The sequence below is a fragment of the Azospirillum sp. UENF 312511 genome, assembly GCF_058780635.1.
The window spans coordinates 263,209-277,194 of record NZ_JBSNCG010000003.1; the positions used below are offsets into that span (position 1 = coordinate 263,209).

The 13,986-nt window shown below is 69.0% G+C and carries 14 protein-coding genes and 2 tRNA genes; 4 read left to right on the forward strand and 12 right to left on the reverse strand.

What is annotated here, in order from left to right; genetic code table 11:
* Positions 1–61 precede the first annotated feature (61 nt).
* The 4 genes from ACWPN7_RS12595 to ACWPN7_RS12610 form a co-directional block, all read right to left on the reverse strand.
* The gene (locus ACWPN7_RS12595; RefSeq protein WP_459197694.1) at positions 62–1,627 is read right to left on the reverse strand and encodes a malonyl-CoA decarboxylase; all 1,566 of its coding nucleotides are present in this window, start codon (positions 1,625–1,627) and stop codon (positions 62–64) included.
* A 105-nt stretch (positions 1,628–1,732) separates the two neighbouring features.
* A complete protein-coding gene (locus tag ACWPN7_RS12600) occupies positions 1,733–3,199 on the reverse strand; it encodes an NAD(P)H-hydrate dehydratase (RefSeq protein WP_456522486.1) in 1,467 nt (488 codons plus the stop codon).
* A 129-nt stretch (positions 3,200–3,328) separates the two neighbouring features.
* A tRNA-His gene (locus ACWPN7_RS12605) sits at positions 3,329–3,404 on the reverse strand.
* Between the two features lie 109 nt (positions 3,405–3,513).
* Positions 3,514–3,589: transfer RNA gene (locus ACWPN7_RS12610), tRNA-His, on the reverse strand.
* A gap of 338 nt (positions 3,590–3,927) precedes the next feature.
* On the opposite strand from ACWPN7_RS12610, the gene ACWPN7_RS12615 reads away from it, so the two are divergent.
* Together ACWPN7_RS12615 and glnA are read left to right on the forward strand one after the other, a co-directional pair.
* Positions 3,928–4,266, forward strand: coding sequence for a P-II family nitrogen regulator (locus ACWPN7_RS12615; RefSeq protein WP_014240107.1), 339 nt, complete (start codon positions 3,928–3,930; stop codon positions 4,264–4,266).
* Positions 4,267–4,538: 272 nt separating this feature from the next.
* On the forward strand, positions 4,539–5,948 hold the full coding sequence (gene glnA / locus ACWPN7_RS12620) for a type I glutamate--ammonia ligase (protein WP_014240105.1): 1,410 nt from the start codon (positions 4,539–4,541) through the stop codon (positions 5,946–5,948).
* Between the two features lie 147 nt (positions 5,949–6,095).
* On the opposite strand, the gene ACWPN7_RS12625 is transcribed toward glnA, so the two are convergent.
* The 6 genes from ACWPN7_RS12625 to ACWPN7_RS12650 all read right to left on the reverse strand — a co-directional run bounded on the left by ACWPN7_RS12625 (position 6,096) and on the right by ACWPN7_RS12650 (position 10,430).
* Positions 6,096–7,379, reverse strand: a complete 1,284-nt coding sequence (locus tag ACWPN7_RS12625; protein WP_038528420.1) for an Hsp70 family protein — start codon at positions 7,377–7,379, stop codon at positions 6,096–6,098.
* Between the two features lie 92 nt (positions 7,380–7,471).
* Positions 7,472–7,927, reverse strand: coding sequence for a MaoC family dehydratase (locus ACWPN7_RS12630; RefSeq protein WP_014240103.1), 456 nt, complete (start codon positions 7,925–7,927; stop codon positions 7,472–7,474).
* Between the two features lie 42 nt (positions 7,928–7,969).
* A complete protein-coding gene (locus tag ACWPN7_RS12635) occupies positions 7,970–8,764 on the reverse strand; it encodes a PhzF family phenazine biosynthesis protein (RefSeq protein ID WP_038528422.1) in 795 nt (264 codons plus the stop codon).
* A gap of 9 nt (positions 8,765–8,773) precedes the next feature.
* Positions 8,774–9,190, reverse strand: a complete 417-nt coding sequence (locus tag ACWPN7_RS12640) for a GNAT family N-acetyltransferase (protein WP_038528425.1) — start codon at positions 9,188–9,190, stop codon at positions 8,774–8,776.
* A 4-nt stretch (positions 9,191–9,194) separates the two neighbouring features.
* Positions 9,195–9,443 carry a DUF1127 domain-containing protein gene (locus tag ACWPN7_RS12645; protein WP_038528427.1) on the reverse strand — a complete coding sequence of 83 codons (249 nt, stop codon included), beginning with the start codon at positions 9,441–9,443 and terminating at the stop codon, positions 9,195–9,197.
* Positions 9,444–9,704: 261 nt separating this feature from the next.
* On the reverse strand, positions 9,705–10,430 hold the full coding sequence (locus tag ACWPN7_RS12650) for a Bax inhibitor-1/YccA family protein (RefSeq protein ID WP_492273302.1): 726 nt from the start codon (positions 10,428–10,430) through the stop codon (positions 9,705–9,707).
* 428 nt (positions 10,431–10,858) lie between these two features.
* Between ACWPN7_RS12650 and ACWPN7_RS12655 the strand changes: the two genes are divergently transcribed.
* Positions 10,859–11,182 (forward strand): hypothetical protein, encoded by a 324-nt coding sequence (locus ACWPN7_RS12655; protein ID WP_038528432.1) that lies wholly within the window; start codon positions 10,859–10,861, stop codon positions 11,180–11,182.
* Between the two features lie 27 nt (positions 11,183–11,209).
* Here ACWPN7_RS12655 and ACWPN7_RS12660 read toward each other — a convergent pair whose 3' ends face one another.
* Complete coding sequence (locus ACWPN7_RS12660) at positions 11,210–11,536, reverse strand: YgaP family membrane protein (protein ID WP_014240096.1); 327 nt, start codon at positions 11,534–11,536, stop codon at positions 11,210–11,212.
* Positions 11,537–11,716: 180 nt separating this feature from the next.
* On the opposite strand from ACWPN7_RS12660, the gene ACWPN7_RS12665 reads away from it, so the two are divergent.
* Positions 11,717–13,111 (forward strand): aminotransferase-like domain-containing protein, encoded by a 1,395-nt coding sequence (locus ACWPN7_RS12665; protein WP_038528435.1) that lies wholly within the window; start codon positions 11,717–11,719, stop codon positions 13,109–13,111.
* 27 nt (positions 13,112–13,138) lie between these two features.
* Here the strand turns inward: ACWPN7_RS12665 and thiD are convergent, their stop codons facing one another.
* The gene (gene thiD / locus ACWPN7_RS12670; RefSeq protein ID WP_175428576.1) at positions 13,139–13,954 is read right to left on the reverse strand and encodes a bifunctional hydroxymethylpyrimidine kinase/phosphomethylpyrimidine kinase; all 816 of its coding nucleotides are present in this window, start codon (positions 13,952–13,954) and stop codon (positions 13,139–13,141) included.
* Positions 13,955–13,986 lie beyond the last annotated feature (32 nt).

A 13,986-nucleotide genomic window follows, 5' to 3' on the forward strand; every position in this document is an offset into this window, starting at 1 on the left:
GGGACGCCGGACGCGACGACGGACGCGATGACGACGGCGCCCCGGCGGGCGGCGAACCGGCTCATCCGCCCCCCTTTCCCAGCGACCGGATCGCGGAGGACGCGTTGACCTTGCCCTCCCCCCGGTAAGCCTCGTGGTTGGCGTCGATTTCGCCCAGCTTGTAGCGGTAGTTGATCATCATCCCGCAGGATTGCCGCACGCCTTTGGCCGAGCGGTCGCCCAGCCAGTTCAGCCGCTCCATGCGGGCGCCGTTGCTCAGATGGAAGTGCGCGACCGGGTCGACCGCCCGTGCCGGCGCCGCTCCCGCCCGCTCGCTGCGGCGGTCCGACGCGCGCGCCGTCGTCAGGTAATGGGCGCACAGCCGCATCAGTGGGCCGCGAAGCTGCTTCTGAATCTCGTCATGCGCGTGCCAGGAGGGCAGAGCCAGGGCGGCGGCCAGCACCGGCCGTTCGTCCGGATCGCCCTCCCCGTCCGATTCGCCGCCGTTCGGAAGCGCGGTCATGGCCTCGGCGATGCGTTCGGCCTCGGGCGGGCTGAGCAGCGAATCGCCGCGCTCGGCCAGTTCCCGGTCCAGCCAGCGGCGGAAGCCGGGAATCGGCGACAGGGTGGCGAAGCATTTGATGTTGGGGAATTCCCCGGTCAGCCCGTCGACCACCCGCTTGATCAGGAAGTTGCCGAAGCTGATTCCCGCCAGCCCGACCTGGGCGTTGGAGATGGAATAGAAGATGGCGCTGTCGGCGCTCTTCGGGTCGCAGACCGGGGCGGAGGGGTCGAGCAGCGCCTGGACGTTGTCCGACATGCCCTGGACCAGCGCGACCTCGACGAAGATCAATGGCTCGTTCGGCATGCGCGGGTGGAAGAAGGCGAAGCAGCGGCGGTCGGAGTCGAGGCGGTCTTTCAGGTCCCGCCAACCGCTGATCTCGTGCACCGCCTCGTACTTGATGAGCTTCTCCAGGAGCGAGGCCGGGCTGTCCCAGGTGATCCGGCGCATCTCCAGGAAACCGACGTCGAACCAGTTGCGCAGCAGGCTCTTGAGATCGTCCTCCAGGGCCTGGAGCAGCGGTTCGCCGCGCGCCATCTCCATCAGCTCGGCGCGCAGGTCGACCAGGAACTTCACCCCTTCCGGAAGGCCGTTGAACTGGGTGAGCAGCCGCAGCCGCGGCGGCTCCAGCGCGCGGCGCAGAGCGCGTTCGGCGTGGCCGCGCGACACCGGGTCGCCCGCCGTCTGGAAGGTCGCCATCGCCTGATCGACGGCGACACGGTCCACGTCGAAATCGCGCGCCAGCATCATCAGGAAATTGCGCCGCCCCTGCCCGTCCAGCGCCAGATAGGTGCGGCCGAGCTGCGCCGCCCGCGCCCGCGCCGACACCTCGCCGCCGCGGCCCTCCAGGCAGGCTTCGATCTGCTCCTTCAGCCGCTCCGCGTCTTCCTTGGGCAGATTGGCGCGCGGCGCCGCGCCGACCACCCCGCGGGCGGAGGCGGCGATCTCGCGCCAGCCCGCGCGCAGCGTGTCCAGGGTGCGGTCGAGCAGGCCCGGCGGCGTTCCCGCGCCGATGGCGGGGGGCTGGGTCGGGACGGGCTGGCTGGACCGGGTCTCAGCGGATTTGATCTCGGGCGTCTCGCTCATACCCAGAGTCTGGCGTGCGGGCGCGCTCTCGGCAAGCCATAGCTTGAGCCCGGCCTTAAGGGTAAGCCCCCTGTCCGGGCGTATGTATGCCCTGGGGACGCCGGGTCAGCGCGCGCCCGCCTTGAGCCGCTTCAGCACCCCCGGCAGCGCGTCCGGCAAATCCTCGGCGATCAGGCCCGGCCCGAAGGCGTTCGCCGCCTCGCCGTGCAGCCAGACCGCGGCGCAGGCGGCGTCGAACGTGTCCATCCCCTGGGCGATCAGCCCGAGCGCGATGCCCGCCAGCACATCCCCCGACCCGGCGGTCGCCAGATCGGCCGGAGCGTTGGCGTTGATGACGGCCCGCCCATCCGGTGCCGCGACCACCGTGTCGGCACCCTTCAAAAGGACGACCGCGCCGCAGCGCGCCGCAGCGGCACGGGCGCGGGTCAATTTGCCGCCCTCCTGCGCCGCGATGTCCGGAAAGACCCGGGCGAATTCGCCCTCGTGCGGGGTCAGCAGGCAGCGCGCGTTCAGCCGGTCGAGCAGGTCGTCGGGCGACTCGGCGAAGCTGGTCAGCGCGTCGGCGTCCAGCACGCAGGCCTTTCCAGCGCCCAGCGCGGCGAGCGCGTGGCCCCGCGTGTCCGCTCCGACTCCGGCGCCCGGCCCCAGCAGCACCGCGTTCTTGCGCGGGTCCGCCAGCAGGGCCTCGAAGGCGGCGCCGTCCGCCACGTCGGTCACGATCAGGCTGGGCGAGCCGGCGGCATAGATCGGCACCGAGTCGGGTGGACAGGCCACGGTGACCAGCCCCGCCCCGGCGCGCAGGGCGCCCCGCGCCGACAGCCGCGCCGCGCCGGTCATCCGCGCCCCGCCCAGCACCACCGCGTGCCCCCGCGCGTATTTGTGCGCGTCGAGCCGCGGCCAGGGGTAGCGCTGCCGCCACAGGTCGGGGCCGTTCACCAGGATTTGCGGCGCGATGGCGTCCAGCACGGTGTCGGGAATGCCGATGTCGGCGACCACCACCTCCCCGCAGAGGGCCCGGCCCGGCAGCAGCAGATGGCCGGGCTTGCGGCGGAAGAAGGTGACGGTCAGCGCCGCCTGCGGGGCCACCCCCATCACTTGGCCGCTGTCGCCGTGCAGGCCGCTCGGCACGTCCACGGCGACGACGGTGCGCCCGGCCATCGCCTCGACGACCTCCTTGGCCATGCCGTCGAGCGGGCGGGCCAGCCCGGCCCCGAACAGCGCGTCGATGACCAGGGGGTTGCCTTCCAGCAGCCACGGGTCGGCGGCCTCCACCGGTCCGGTCCAGCGCCCGGCCGCCACCGCCGCGTCGCCGCGCAGGGCGGAGCGCGACCCCAGCAGGGCCAGCCGCACCGGCCAGCCCGCTTCGAGAAGAAGACGCGCGATGACGAACCCGTCGCCGCCGTTGTTGCCCGGCCCGCACAGAACGACCGTCGGGTGCGGCGCCCAGCGCTCGCAGACCGCGCGCACCACCGCGGCCCCCGCCGCCTCCATCAGCACAGGCCCCGGCACGCCGCCCGCCATGGTCAGCGCGTCGGCGCGGTACATCTCCGCCACGGAAAGCAGTTCGTCCATCGCCTCCACCCGCCGCAATCCCGCATCACCGTCACCCGGCACAATAAGCACCGCGACGGCCGCAGCATAGCCGGGCACAGGGGGAATGAAAGGAATGGCCTGATTGGCACAGGAATTGGAAGGAGGAACTGGGGCGATGGATGGGACTCGAACCCACGACCGCTCGGACCACAACCGAGAGCTCTACCAACTGAGCTACCACCGCCACCGGGGGACGGAATGACCCGTCCGCAAACACCCCACCCGCCCGTTCGATCGATGCAACGCCGACGTGAACTCCTCACGAGGCACGCGCATCCACCGTCAAGGGGGACTGGGGCGATGGATGGGACTCGAACCCACGACCGCTCGGACCACAACCGAGAGCTCTACCAACTGAGCTACCACCGCCACCGGGGTCGCCTATTTGCCCCAAGGGACGGGGCGGGTCAAGCTCTATTTTCCACCACATTCATCAATGTGAAAAAGCTTGGCGAAGGCCGCCCCTACCCCATCCGAAAGGGTATGGCTGCGCGGATTGCTTGCAGCTTGTGCACAAATATTGTTCACTTCGCCCTATCCGTTGGCAGTCGCGTGCCGCCCACGGTGGCATCGGCCCGCTGCGGCCCGGCATCCCACGCAGCCGGATCGCAACCCCTCCGATTGGCACGCAACGTGCTTTACTTCGGACCGTCGGCAGAGCCGTGGACGGTGCCTGCCGGCGTTGGCACCTCGTACACGAGAGACCCATGAAGAAGATCGAAGCCATCATTAAGCCGTTCAAACTCGACGAAGTGAAGGAAGCCCTTCACGAAGTCGGCATCAAGGGCATCACCGTCACCGAGGCCAAGGGCTTCGGCCGTCAGAAGGGGCACACCGAGCTGTACCGCGGCGCGGAGTATGTGGTCGACTTCCTGCCGAAGGTGAAGATCGAGGTGGTGATGGAGGACTCCCTGGTGGAGCGGGCGATCGAGGCGATCCAGCAGGCCGCCCACACCGGCCGCATCGGCGACGGCAAGATCTTCGTCACCCCCGTGGAAGAAGTTGTCCGCATCCGGACCGGCGAGAAGGGAGGCGACGCGATCTGATCGCGTCCCGGAAACCCGACCACCGGCCAACATGAACCAGCCCCGCCCACAACCGACGCAAAGCCGGCCGACACCGATCGGGCCGACGCAGACCGTCGCAACCGCGACCGGAACGATCCGTGCGTGGAGACCCATCCGGGCGCGACTTTTTGTGCTGTCACGTTGTGTGCTTGGGAAAGGCATGACATAACGTCCGCCGCGAGCGCCGTCACCCGCCCCTCGGTCGGTTTGACGCAGCGGGACCCAAACCTCTTAAGCGTGGAAAAAGAGATATGTCCGACATCAGCAAGGTCTTCGACCTGATCAAGGAACACGACGTCAAGTACGTGGACCTCCGCTTCACCGACCCGCGCGGCAAGCTGCACCACACCGCTCAGCACGTCTCGACCATCGACGAGGACGTGTTCGAGGACGGCATCATGTTCGACGGCTCCTCGATCGCCGGTTGGAAGGCGATCAACGAGTCGGACATGATCCTCCAGCTCGACCCGACCACCGCCGTCATGGACCCGTTCTCGGCCCAGCCGACGCTGAACATCCTCTGCGACGTCTACGAGCCGTCGACCGGCCAGCCCTACGCCCGCTGCCCGCGCGGCATCGCGAAGGCCGCCGAGAAGTACATGGCATCGGCCGGCATCGGCGACACCGCCTACTTCGGCCCGGAAGCCGAGTTCTTCGTCTTCGACGACGTGAAGTTCAAGGTCGAGATGAACAAGGTGTCCTACGAGTTCGACTCGGAGGAAGGCCCGTACACCTCGGACAAGGACTATGAGGACGGCAACCTGGGCCACCGCCCGGGCGTCAAGGGCGGCTACTTCCCGGTCGCTCCGGTCGACAGCGGCTCGGACCTGCGCGCCGAGATGCTGAGCGTGCTCGCCGAGATGGGCGTGCCGGTCGAGAAGCACCACCACGAGGTGGCCGCTTCGCAGCATGAGCTGGGCATCAAGTTCGACACGCTGGTCCGCACCGGCGACAACATGCAGTACTACAAGTACGTCGTGCACAACGTCGCCCACGCCTACGGCAAGACCGCGACCTTCATGCCGAAGCCCGTCTTCGGCGACAACGGCTCGGGCATGCACATGCACCAGTCGATCTGGAAGGAAGGCCAGCCGCTGTTCGCCGGCAACCAGTACGCCGACCTGTCGGAGCTGGCGCTGTACTACATCGGCGGCATCATCAAGCACGCCAAGGCGCTGAACGCCTTCACCAACCCGACGACCAACTCGTACAAGCGTCTGGTCCCGGGCTATGAGGCTCCGGTTCTGCTGGCCTACTCGGCCCGCAACCGTTCGGCCTCCTGCCGCATCCCGTACGTCGCGTCGCCGAAGGGCAAGCGCGTCGAGGTCCGCTTCCCGGATCCGTCGGCCAACCCGTACCTGGCCTTCGCCGCCCTGCTGATGGCCGGTCTGGACGGCATCCAGAACAAGATCCATCCGGGCGAGGCGATGGACAAGAACCTGTACGACCTGCCGGCCGAAGAACTGGCCAAGGTTCCGACGGTTTGCGGCTCGCTGCGCGAGGCCCTGGACAGCCTGAAGGCCGACAGCGCCTTCCTGCAGAAGGGCGACGTGTTCACCAAGGACATGATTGAGTCCTACATCGACCTGCGCACCGAGGAGCTGCTGGCCTTCGAGACCATGCCGCACCCGATCGAGTACAAGATGTACTACTCGGTCTGATCCGTCGGACTTCGGTACTCCGGTGCCCGCCCCGCCCTCGCGGCGCGGCGGGCACCACCGGAGGGCCAAACCGTGGAGCAGAGCACGAAAAAGCCCACCGACGGCACCGTCGGTGGGCTTTTTCGTGTCCGGGACTTGAAGGGTGTCTCAGGCGGTGCCGCCGAAACGCCGCGCCGCCTCAATGGTCAGACCGGTGCCGACCGAGCCGAAGATGTTGCCCTCGACCACACGGGCGCCGGGCAGTTCGGCCAGGATGGCCGCCCGCACCTGCGGCAGCAGCGTGGAGCCGCCGGTCAGGAACACCGCGTCGATCTCCGCCGGCAGCGTGCCGGCCTCGGCCAGACAGGCGCGCACCCGCCCGCCGATGCGGCCGGCCAGGATCGCCGTCGCCTCGTTCAACTCGTCCACCGACACCGGGCGCGTCAGGCCGCCCCCGCCCCAATCCAGCAACAGGCCGGCCTCAGGTCCGTCGGACAGGGCGATCTTGGTGCGCTCCACCGCCATGGCCAGCGCGTGCCCCAGCCGATGCTCGACCACGCCGATCAGCCGCTCGATGCGGTCCGGAGTCGCGGAATCGCGCTTCAGACGCTCCAGATCGGCCATCGCCTTGGCGGTGTAGAGGAAGTTGATTTTCGACCAAGTCGCCAGATCGAAGAACAAATGCTTGGGGGCCAGCAGACCGGGGCGCTTCATGGCGCTGCCGTGGCCAAGCAGCGGCATGGCCGTCGCCAACGACAGGTCGCGGTCGAAGTCGGTGCCGCCGACACGGATGCCGTCGTTGGCCAGGATGTCGGCGCTGCGGTCGGCCCGCCCGCGCCGCTCCGGCCCGATGCGGACGATGGAGAAGTCCGACGTGCCGCCGCCGATGTCGGCGATCAGGGCCAGCTCCTCCCGCTCGACCTGCTGCTCGTAGTCGAGCGCGGCGGCGATCGGTTCGTACTGGAAGGAGATGCCGCGGAAGCCGACGGAGCGGGCGATCTCGCCCAGAGTCTCCTCCGCCGCGGCGTCGCCCGCCGGGTCGCCGTCCACGAAATGCACCGGGCGCCCGAGCACCACGTCGGTCAGTTCGCTGCCGAGCGCCGTCTCCGCCCGCTCCTTGACCGCGGCCAGGAAGGTGGCGATGACCGCGCGGAAGGTGATGCGGCCCTTGCGCAGCGCGGTGTCGGCGTCGATCAGGTCGGTGCCCAGCATCGACTTGATGGAGCGCATCAAGCGCCCCTCGACGCCCGACGCATAGGCGTCGATGGCCGCCTGCCCCACCGTCACCGCGTCGGCTTCGAAATCAAAGAAGACGGCGCTGGGCAGGGTCGTCCGCGCGCCGTCGAGGGCAAGCAGGCCGTAACCGCCCCCTCCCGTGCCGGCAGCCGCGGACGCCGTCCGCACGCCGAGCGTCGTGTTGGACGTGCCGAAATCGAGGCCGCAAGCCGTCATGGGAACCCCCGCCGTGATGGAAGGGGCGAGGCTATACAGGGGCCGGGCCTGCGGATCAAGACGCGCGACGGAACAGGCCGCGCTTGTCCTTCTTATTCGGCCGGGACACTGCGGGTGGCCACGATGTGGTTCAGGGTGATGGTCATCACCGCCTCGCCATGCTGGTTCAGCGTGGTGTAGGCCAGCCGGACCGTGCCACGGTCGCCGCGGCGGGACGGGATGGCCTCCACCACCTCCACCCGGACGCGCAGCGTGTCGCCGGGCCGCACCGGGCGCAGCCAGCGCAGTTCGTCGCCGCCCGAGCCGCCCAGGCTGGTGCCGGTGATGGCCCCGGTGTCGCGGAACAGCCGGAAGGTCAGGGACAGGGTGTGGAAGCCGCTGGCGATCAGCCCGCCGAACGGCCCCTCCGCGGCGGCCACCGCGTCCATGTGGAAGGGTTGCGGGTCGAAGCGCTGGGCGAAATCCATGATCTGGCTGTCGGTGACCGTCGCCCCTTCGGTGTCGATCACGTCACCGACGCGGAAATCCTCGAAGTAACGCCCCGCCATGCCCGCTGCCCTCCCGTTCCATCGGTCCTCGTATGGACAGCGCTAAATGTAGATGGCGCCATCCATATAGAGAACCGCTTTCCCGGCGATCTTCACACGGTCGCCTACCAGTTCACAGGACAGGGAACCGCCGCGGGCCGAGACCTGCCGGGCCTTCAGCCGCTCCTTGCCCAGCCGCTGCGCCCAATAGGGGATCAGCGTGCAATGGGCGGAGCCGGTTACCGGGTCTTCGGGAATCCCCTGGGCCGGCGCGAAGAAGCGGGAGACGAAGTCCACGCCGCCGCTGCCCGGCGCCGTCACGATGACCGCGTAGAAATCCTCCAGCCGGGCCAGGGCGCTCATGTCGGGGGTCAGGCCGCGCACCGTCGCCTCGTCGTCATAGACGACCACGAGGTCGCGCGCCTTCAGCAGCGCCGTCGGCGGCGGTCCGCCCAGCGCGTCGAGCAGGCCGGCCGGCGGCCCGGCCAGCGGTTCCGGCGGGCGGCTGGGGAAATCCAGCGTGTAGAGGTCGCCGTTGCGAGTGACGCTGAGGGTTCCGGCTTCCCGGGTGGCGAAGTCGATGCGCGGGCAGCCCCACTCCAGCATCGTCGCGATGACGAAGGCCGAGGCCAGCGTGGCGTGACCGCACAGGTCCACCTCGACCGTCGGGGTGAACCAGCGGATCTCGTAACCGTCGCCGCGGCGGACGAGGAAGGCGGTCTCCGCCAAGTTGTTTTCCGCCGCAATGGCCTGGAGCGTCGCGTCGGGAAGCCAGTCCTCCAGCGGCACGACCGCCGCCGGGTTGCCCGCGAACACCGCGTCCGCGAAGGCATCGACCTGATACAGGGGAAGGCGCACGGTGCCTCCTTAGGGTTTCTCGGTGAATAGGAATGCCTGGGCGTGCCGCTCCATCCCCGCCGCCTCGTAGAAGGTGACCGCCTTGGGCGCCGACAGGAGAAGGCAGGTCACGCCCTCCCCCACCGCGGCGCGGGTGCGGCGCATCAACTCCTTGCCGATGCCGCGCCCCTGACAGGCGCGGTCGACGGCGAGGTCGGACAGGTAGCAGCAGAAGGCGAAATCGGTGACGGAGCGGGCGACGCCGATCAGGTCGCCGTCCGCCTTGCGGGCGGTGACGATCAGGCCGGCGTTGCGCAGCATCGCTTCCACCCGCGGGCGGTCCGCGACGGGCCGGCGTTCGGCCAGCCCGGAGCGGTGAAGCACGTCGATGAAGGCGTCGGCGGTCAGGTCGGGCTCGACGGCGTAGAGGATCGCATCGGCACTCATCGCATCAACCCCGCCAGAACGGCTTGTTGACCTCGCTGTCCACGTCGGCGCGGGACACGCCGATGTCCTTCAGCAGATGATCGTCCAGCCGCATCAGCGCCTGCCGCTGCCGCCACCGCTCGTAGCCGTTCAGGCCGGCCTCCATCACGAACCAGACGGGGCGGATGCCGACGGAGAGGGCGCGCGCGATGACCTTGAAGACGGTCGTGAACGAGGACGATCCGGACGAGCGGGTCGCTTCTGTGATGCGCATAATGTGCCTCCTTCATCAAAACATTCGGCCCCGAACAATCGAGACAATGGTGATTATGTCCGCGCAATCATCCCGGTCAATGTCGTTATTGTCACCATTACATTTCCGATATCGGATGTATCCCGCCGGCCACACCCACCCGTGACACCCCCCTGGACGAGCCCAACCTCCGGCGCCCTCACCCTCCGGGCATGAAAAAGGCCGGCCGCGGAAAGCGGCCGGCCCGGTGTGGCGCCCTGACTGGCGCCGGATGCGGTCCCGTTACTCGCGGTTGCCCATGAGCTGGAGGAGCATCTGGAAGAGGTTGATGAAGTTGAGGTAGAGCGAGAGGGCGCCCATGACGGCGAGCTTGGTGTTGGCCTCATGCCCGTAGCCCTCGGCGTACTCCTCCTTGATGCGCTGGGTGTCGTAGGCGGTCAGGCCGGTGAAGATGACCACGCCGATCACCGAGACGGCGAACTGCAGCGCGCTGGAGCCGACGAAGATGTTGACCAGGCTGGCGATGACGATGCCGATCAGGCCCATCATCAGGAACGAGCCCATCTTCGACAGGTCGGCCTTGGTGGTGTAGCCCCACAGGCTCATCGCCGCGAACATCGCCGCGGTGATGAAGAACACCCGCGCCACGCTGGCCCCGGTGAAGACCAGGAAGATCGACGCCATCGACACGCCCATCACCGCGCAGAAGGCCCAGAACAGCCCCTGCAGCGCGGTCGCCGACATCGCGTGGAAGCGGAAGGACAGCACCATGATGAAGGCCAGCGGCGCCAGCATCACCACCCACTTCAGCGGGGTCGTGAAGATCGGAACGTACAGCGCCGGCGTGCTCGCCACGAACAGCGCCACAAGCCCCGTCACGCCAAGGCCGAGCATCATGAAGTTGTAGACCCGCAGCATGTGCTTGCGCAGGCCCTCGTCGAACGCCGCACGGTCCACGCCCGCGGCGCCGGCGCCCCAACAACTCTGGTTGGGATACTGGTCGAACATTGCGAAAACTCCCTCGTTCAAGCTTCTAACCGGCAAGCCTCGGACCGGCGGGGGGCACATGGCAGCAAATTGGGCAGCGGGTCTGCCGCGCTTGAGCGGCGGCGGGACGGTATGCCTGCGCTGTCCACCGAAAAGGCCCTCCAGATGCGGTCATGCCCGTCGGCGCAAAAGCGGATGAAGAGGTCCGACATCGCGGCCGACGACTCGGCTGCCAGAGGGGCCCGGACCCTGATTGCCCTAATAGTTGGCCGTGTGGCCGGCGCCTTTCAAGATGCCCGCCCGCTCAGCGGTTCCACACGAACGGGAGCTTGGAACACGCCTGGCTGTTCCCATATGGCGGCTTGGGAGCGACCGGTCCGGGAAGCCGGGCCGCCGCTTCACCCGTCAACAACCACCAGAGCCGGATCAACAACATGGAGAGTGCCGCGTTGAGCGACCAGCACCACAGACGCCTCGAACGGCGGGTGGATCGCATCCAGGAGAAGCTTCCCGACTCCATGGCGCGGGTGTTGGCTTGGCTCCGCGAGCCGCGGGCGACCTGGGTGCGCGTCCCCGCCGGGCTGCTGCTGATTCTCGGCGGTCTGCTCAGCTTCCTGCCTGTGCTGGGCATCTGGATGCTGCCCCTCGGCCTCGTGCTGCTCGCCTACGACGTTCCGTTCCTTCGCCCGCCGATCAACCGCGCGCTGGTGCGCGGCGAGCGGCGCTGGAAGGAGTGGAAGCGGCGGCGCCGCGCCGCTTCCTCGTCCTCATGACCGTCATCCTCTGACTGCACCGTTCCGTCAGGAATAGGAGCCGGTGCGGGCCGGCGTGCGCTCCAGCGGCCCTTCACCGGGGCTGTAGCGCTCCGAACGCGGACCGGACAGGCGGTCGTGGTCCTCGTCCGCCACCATGGCCTTCAGCGGGCAATGGCCGCTCATGCCGCGGGCCACCAGGGCGGCGCCAGCCAGACCCATGATGGCGCCCCGCACGTCGGCGCCGCGGCGCACGCCGCCCGCCGCCATGACAAGGCCGAGGCCGGTGGACACGGCGCGTTCCAGCGGCCCGAGATTCCGTTCGCCCCCAAAGAAGCGGTCGTAGGTGTGTCGGATGGCGTTTTCGGCGCTCATGCCTGAATTCTCCCGGCTGTGCCCGGCGCGAAAGGGATGCCGAAGCGGCGCCGGGCGGTCCTGACTGCAACGCCCGCCCGGCCATCCGGGTTCCCGAGTTGCCAGCGCAATCGGAACCGCACAATTGCGACAATGCGGTGACACTTGTCGAGCGATCGGTACAATGTCATCATTGTCCCCATGACACATTGGGTTCCTGATCTGGAGGGGCGGCAAGGCCCCCGTTACCGCGCCATCGCCGACGCCCTGTCCGACGACATCGCCAACGGACGGCTCGCCCCCGGCACGCGGCTTCCCACCCACCGCGACCTCGCCTACCGCCTCGGCGTCACCGTCGGCACCATCACCCGCGCCTACACCGAGGCGGAGAAGCGCGGGCTGATCGGCGGCGAGGTCGGGCGCGGCACCTTCGTGCAGGGGCAGCGGCACATGCCCCCCTCCGACCCCTTCAGTTGGACGCCCCGGCCCGAACCCTCCGTCGTCAACATGACCGTCGTGACGCCGGAGCACCCGATGTCGGTGCCGATGATGGGCGCCACCCTGGCCGCCATCGGCGCGTCACCGAATCTCGGGGCGCTTCTGGAATACGCGCCGCACGCCGGCCTGCCCGCGCACCGCGCCGCCGGGGCGCAGTGGCTGACGCGGCAGCACCGGGTGGCCACCTCCGCCGACACGGTCCTGCTGACCACGGGCGCGCAGAACGCCATGGCGGTGGCGCTGGCCGCGGTGGCGCGCCCCGGCGACGTTGTGCTGACCGAGCGGCTGACCAACTACGGCATCAAAACCCTGAGCGCGGTCGAGGGCTACCATCTGGAAGGCATCGCCATCGACGAGCATGGCGTGGTCCCGGACAGTTTCGACAGCGCCTGCCGCCGTCTGGCGCCCAAGGCCCTGTATCTGGTGCCGACCATGCACAACCCCACCGCCTCCGTCATGCCGCAGGCCCGGCGCGTGGAGATCGCCGCCATCGCCCGCCGCTACGGGGTGATGCTGGTCGAGGATGACGTGTTCGGCTTCCTGGTCCATGACGCCAAGCCCATCCAAGCCATCGCCCCGGACGTCACCGTCTACGTCAACAGCTTGTCCAAGAGCGTGTCGGCCGGCCTGCGCGTCGGCTATGTGGTCGCTCCGCCGGCCCTGGTGCCGCGCGTCGAGGCGGTCATCCGCGCCCTGCAATACTCCTCCCCGCCCCTGCCGCCGGAGGTCGCGACGCGCTGGATCACCGACGGCAGCGCCGACCGCATCGCCGAGGCCCAGCGCGGAGAAGCCATGGCGCGCCAGCAGATCGCCCGCTCCATCCTGCCCGCCAGCGCCGTCTGCGGGCACGCGTCGGCGCAGCATCTCTGGCTGGTCCTGCCCGAGCCCTGGCGGCGCGACGATTTCATCGCGGAGGCGCTGCGGCGCGGCGTGAAGGTGACGGGCGGCGACGTGTTCGCCGTGGGCCGGGCCAGCGCCCCCCACGCCGTGCGGCTGGGCCTCTGTCACCCGCACAGCCGGGACGAGCTGGCGCGCGGCCTGCGCACCCTGGCCGACCTGCTGGAAAATCCGCAGACGGCGATGCTGTCGATCGTGTGATCGAGGAGAAGCGGAAGGGCCGCGCCCTTACGGGAACGGCCGGACCGTGTGCAGATGGTTCAGCGGGCCGTGACCATGCCCGAAACCGGGAGCCGAGCGGATGGCCTCGTCCACATAGGCGCGGGCGCGGGCCACCGAATCGCGCACGCTCAATCCCTGGGCGATGCCGGCGGCGATGGCCGAGGCCAGGGTGCAGCCGGTGCCGTGGGTGTGCGGGGTGTGGATGCGACGCCCCTCGAACACCTCCTCGCCATCCTCGGTGAGCAGCAGGTCGCACAGCCGCTCGTCCTCCAGATGGCCGCCCTTCAGCAGGACGGCCTTCGGTCCGAAGGTGCGGATCATCTCGGCGGCGCGGCGCATGTCGTCCAGGTTGCGCACCGGGATGTCGGTCAACGCCTCGGCCTCCGGCAGGTTGGGGGTGACCAGCTCCGCATGGGGCAGCAGGCGCTTGCGCAGGGTCTGCACGGCGTCGGGCTCCAGCAGGAAATGACCGCTCTTCGAAACCATCACCGGATCGACGACCAGCGGAACGTTGATGGCCCGCGCCTCATACTCGCCGGCCACCGCCTCGATGACGGCGGCGGTGGCGAGCATGCCGATCTTGATGCTGTCGGCCCCGAGATCCTCCAGCACCACCTTCATCTGCAGGGCGACGAAGGCCGGATCGACGGGCAGCACACCAAAGACCCCCGTCGTGTTCTGCGCGGTCAGCGCCGCGATGGCGGTCATGGCGAAGGCGTTCAGCGCGCTGACCGCCTTGATGTCCGCCTGGATGCCGGCACCGCCGCCGGAATCGGACCCGGCGACGATGAGAACACGGCCGTTGATCGGGTGGGCCTGCATCGGGATTGCTTCCGTCTGGTCGTCTGGTTGGA

What these genes read in the sequence shown, in the direction of transcription:
- ACWPN7_RS12645 (WP_038528427.1), bottom strand. Translation starts at nt 9,443, where the DNA reads ATGCGCATCACAGAAGCGACCCGCTCGTCCGGATCGTCCTCGTTCACG.
- ACWPN7_RS12665 (WP_038528435.1), top strand. Translation starts at nt 11,717, where the DNA reads ATGACACATTGGGTTCCTGATCTGGAGGGGCGGCAAGGCCCCCGTTAC.
- ACWPN7_RS12640 (WP_038528425.1), bottom strand. Translation starts at nt 9,190, where the DNA reads ATGAGTGCCGATGCGATCCTCTACGCCGTCGAGCCCGACCTGACCGCC.
- ACWPN7_RS12630 (WP_014240103.1), bottom strand. Translation starts at nt 7,927, where the DNA reads ATGGCGGGGCGTTACTTCGAGGATTTCCGCGTCGGTGACGTGATCGAC.
- ACWPN7_RS12650 (WP_492273302.1), bottom strand. Translation starts at nt 10,430, where the DNA reads ATGTTCGACCAGTATCCCAACCAGAGTTGTTGGGGCGCCGGCGCCGCG.
- ACWPN7_RS12625 (WP_038528420.1), bottom strand. Translation starts at nt 7,379, where the DNA reads ATGACGGCTTGCGGCCTCGATTTCGGCACGTCCAACACGACGCTCGGC.
- ACWPN7_RS12660 (WP_014240096.1), bottom strand. Translation starts at nt 11,536, where the DNA reads ATGAGCGCCGAAAACGCCATCCGACACACCTACGACCGCTTCTTTGGG.
- ACWPN7_RS12595 (WP_459197694.1), bottom strand. Translation starts at nt 1,627, where the DNA reads ATGAGCGAGACGCCCGAGATCAAATCCGCTGAGACCCGGTCCAGCCAG.
- ACWPN7_RS12615 (WP_014240107.1), top strand. Translation starts at nt 3,928, where the DNA reads ATGAAGAAGATCGAAGCCATCATTAAGCCGTTCAAACTCGACGAAGTG.
- ACWPN7_RS12600 (WP_456522486.1), bottom strand. Translation starts at nt 3,199, where the DNA reads ATGGACGAACTGCTTTCCGTGGCGGAGATGTACCGCGCCGACGCGCTG.
- glnA (WP_014240105.1), top strand. Translation starts at nt 4,539, where the DNA reads ATGTCCGACATCAGCAAGGTCTTCGACCTGATCAAGGAACACGACGTC.
- thiD (WP_175428576.1), bottom strand. Translation starts at nt 13,954, where the DNA reads ATGCAGGCCCACCCGATCAACGGCCGTGTTCTCATCGTCGCCGGGTCC.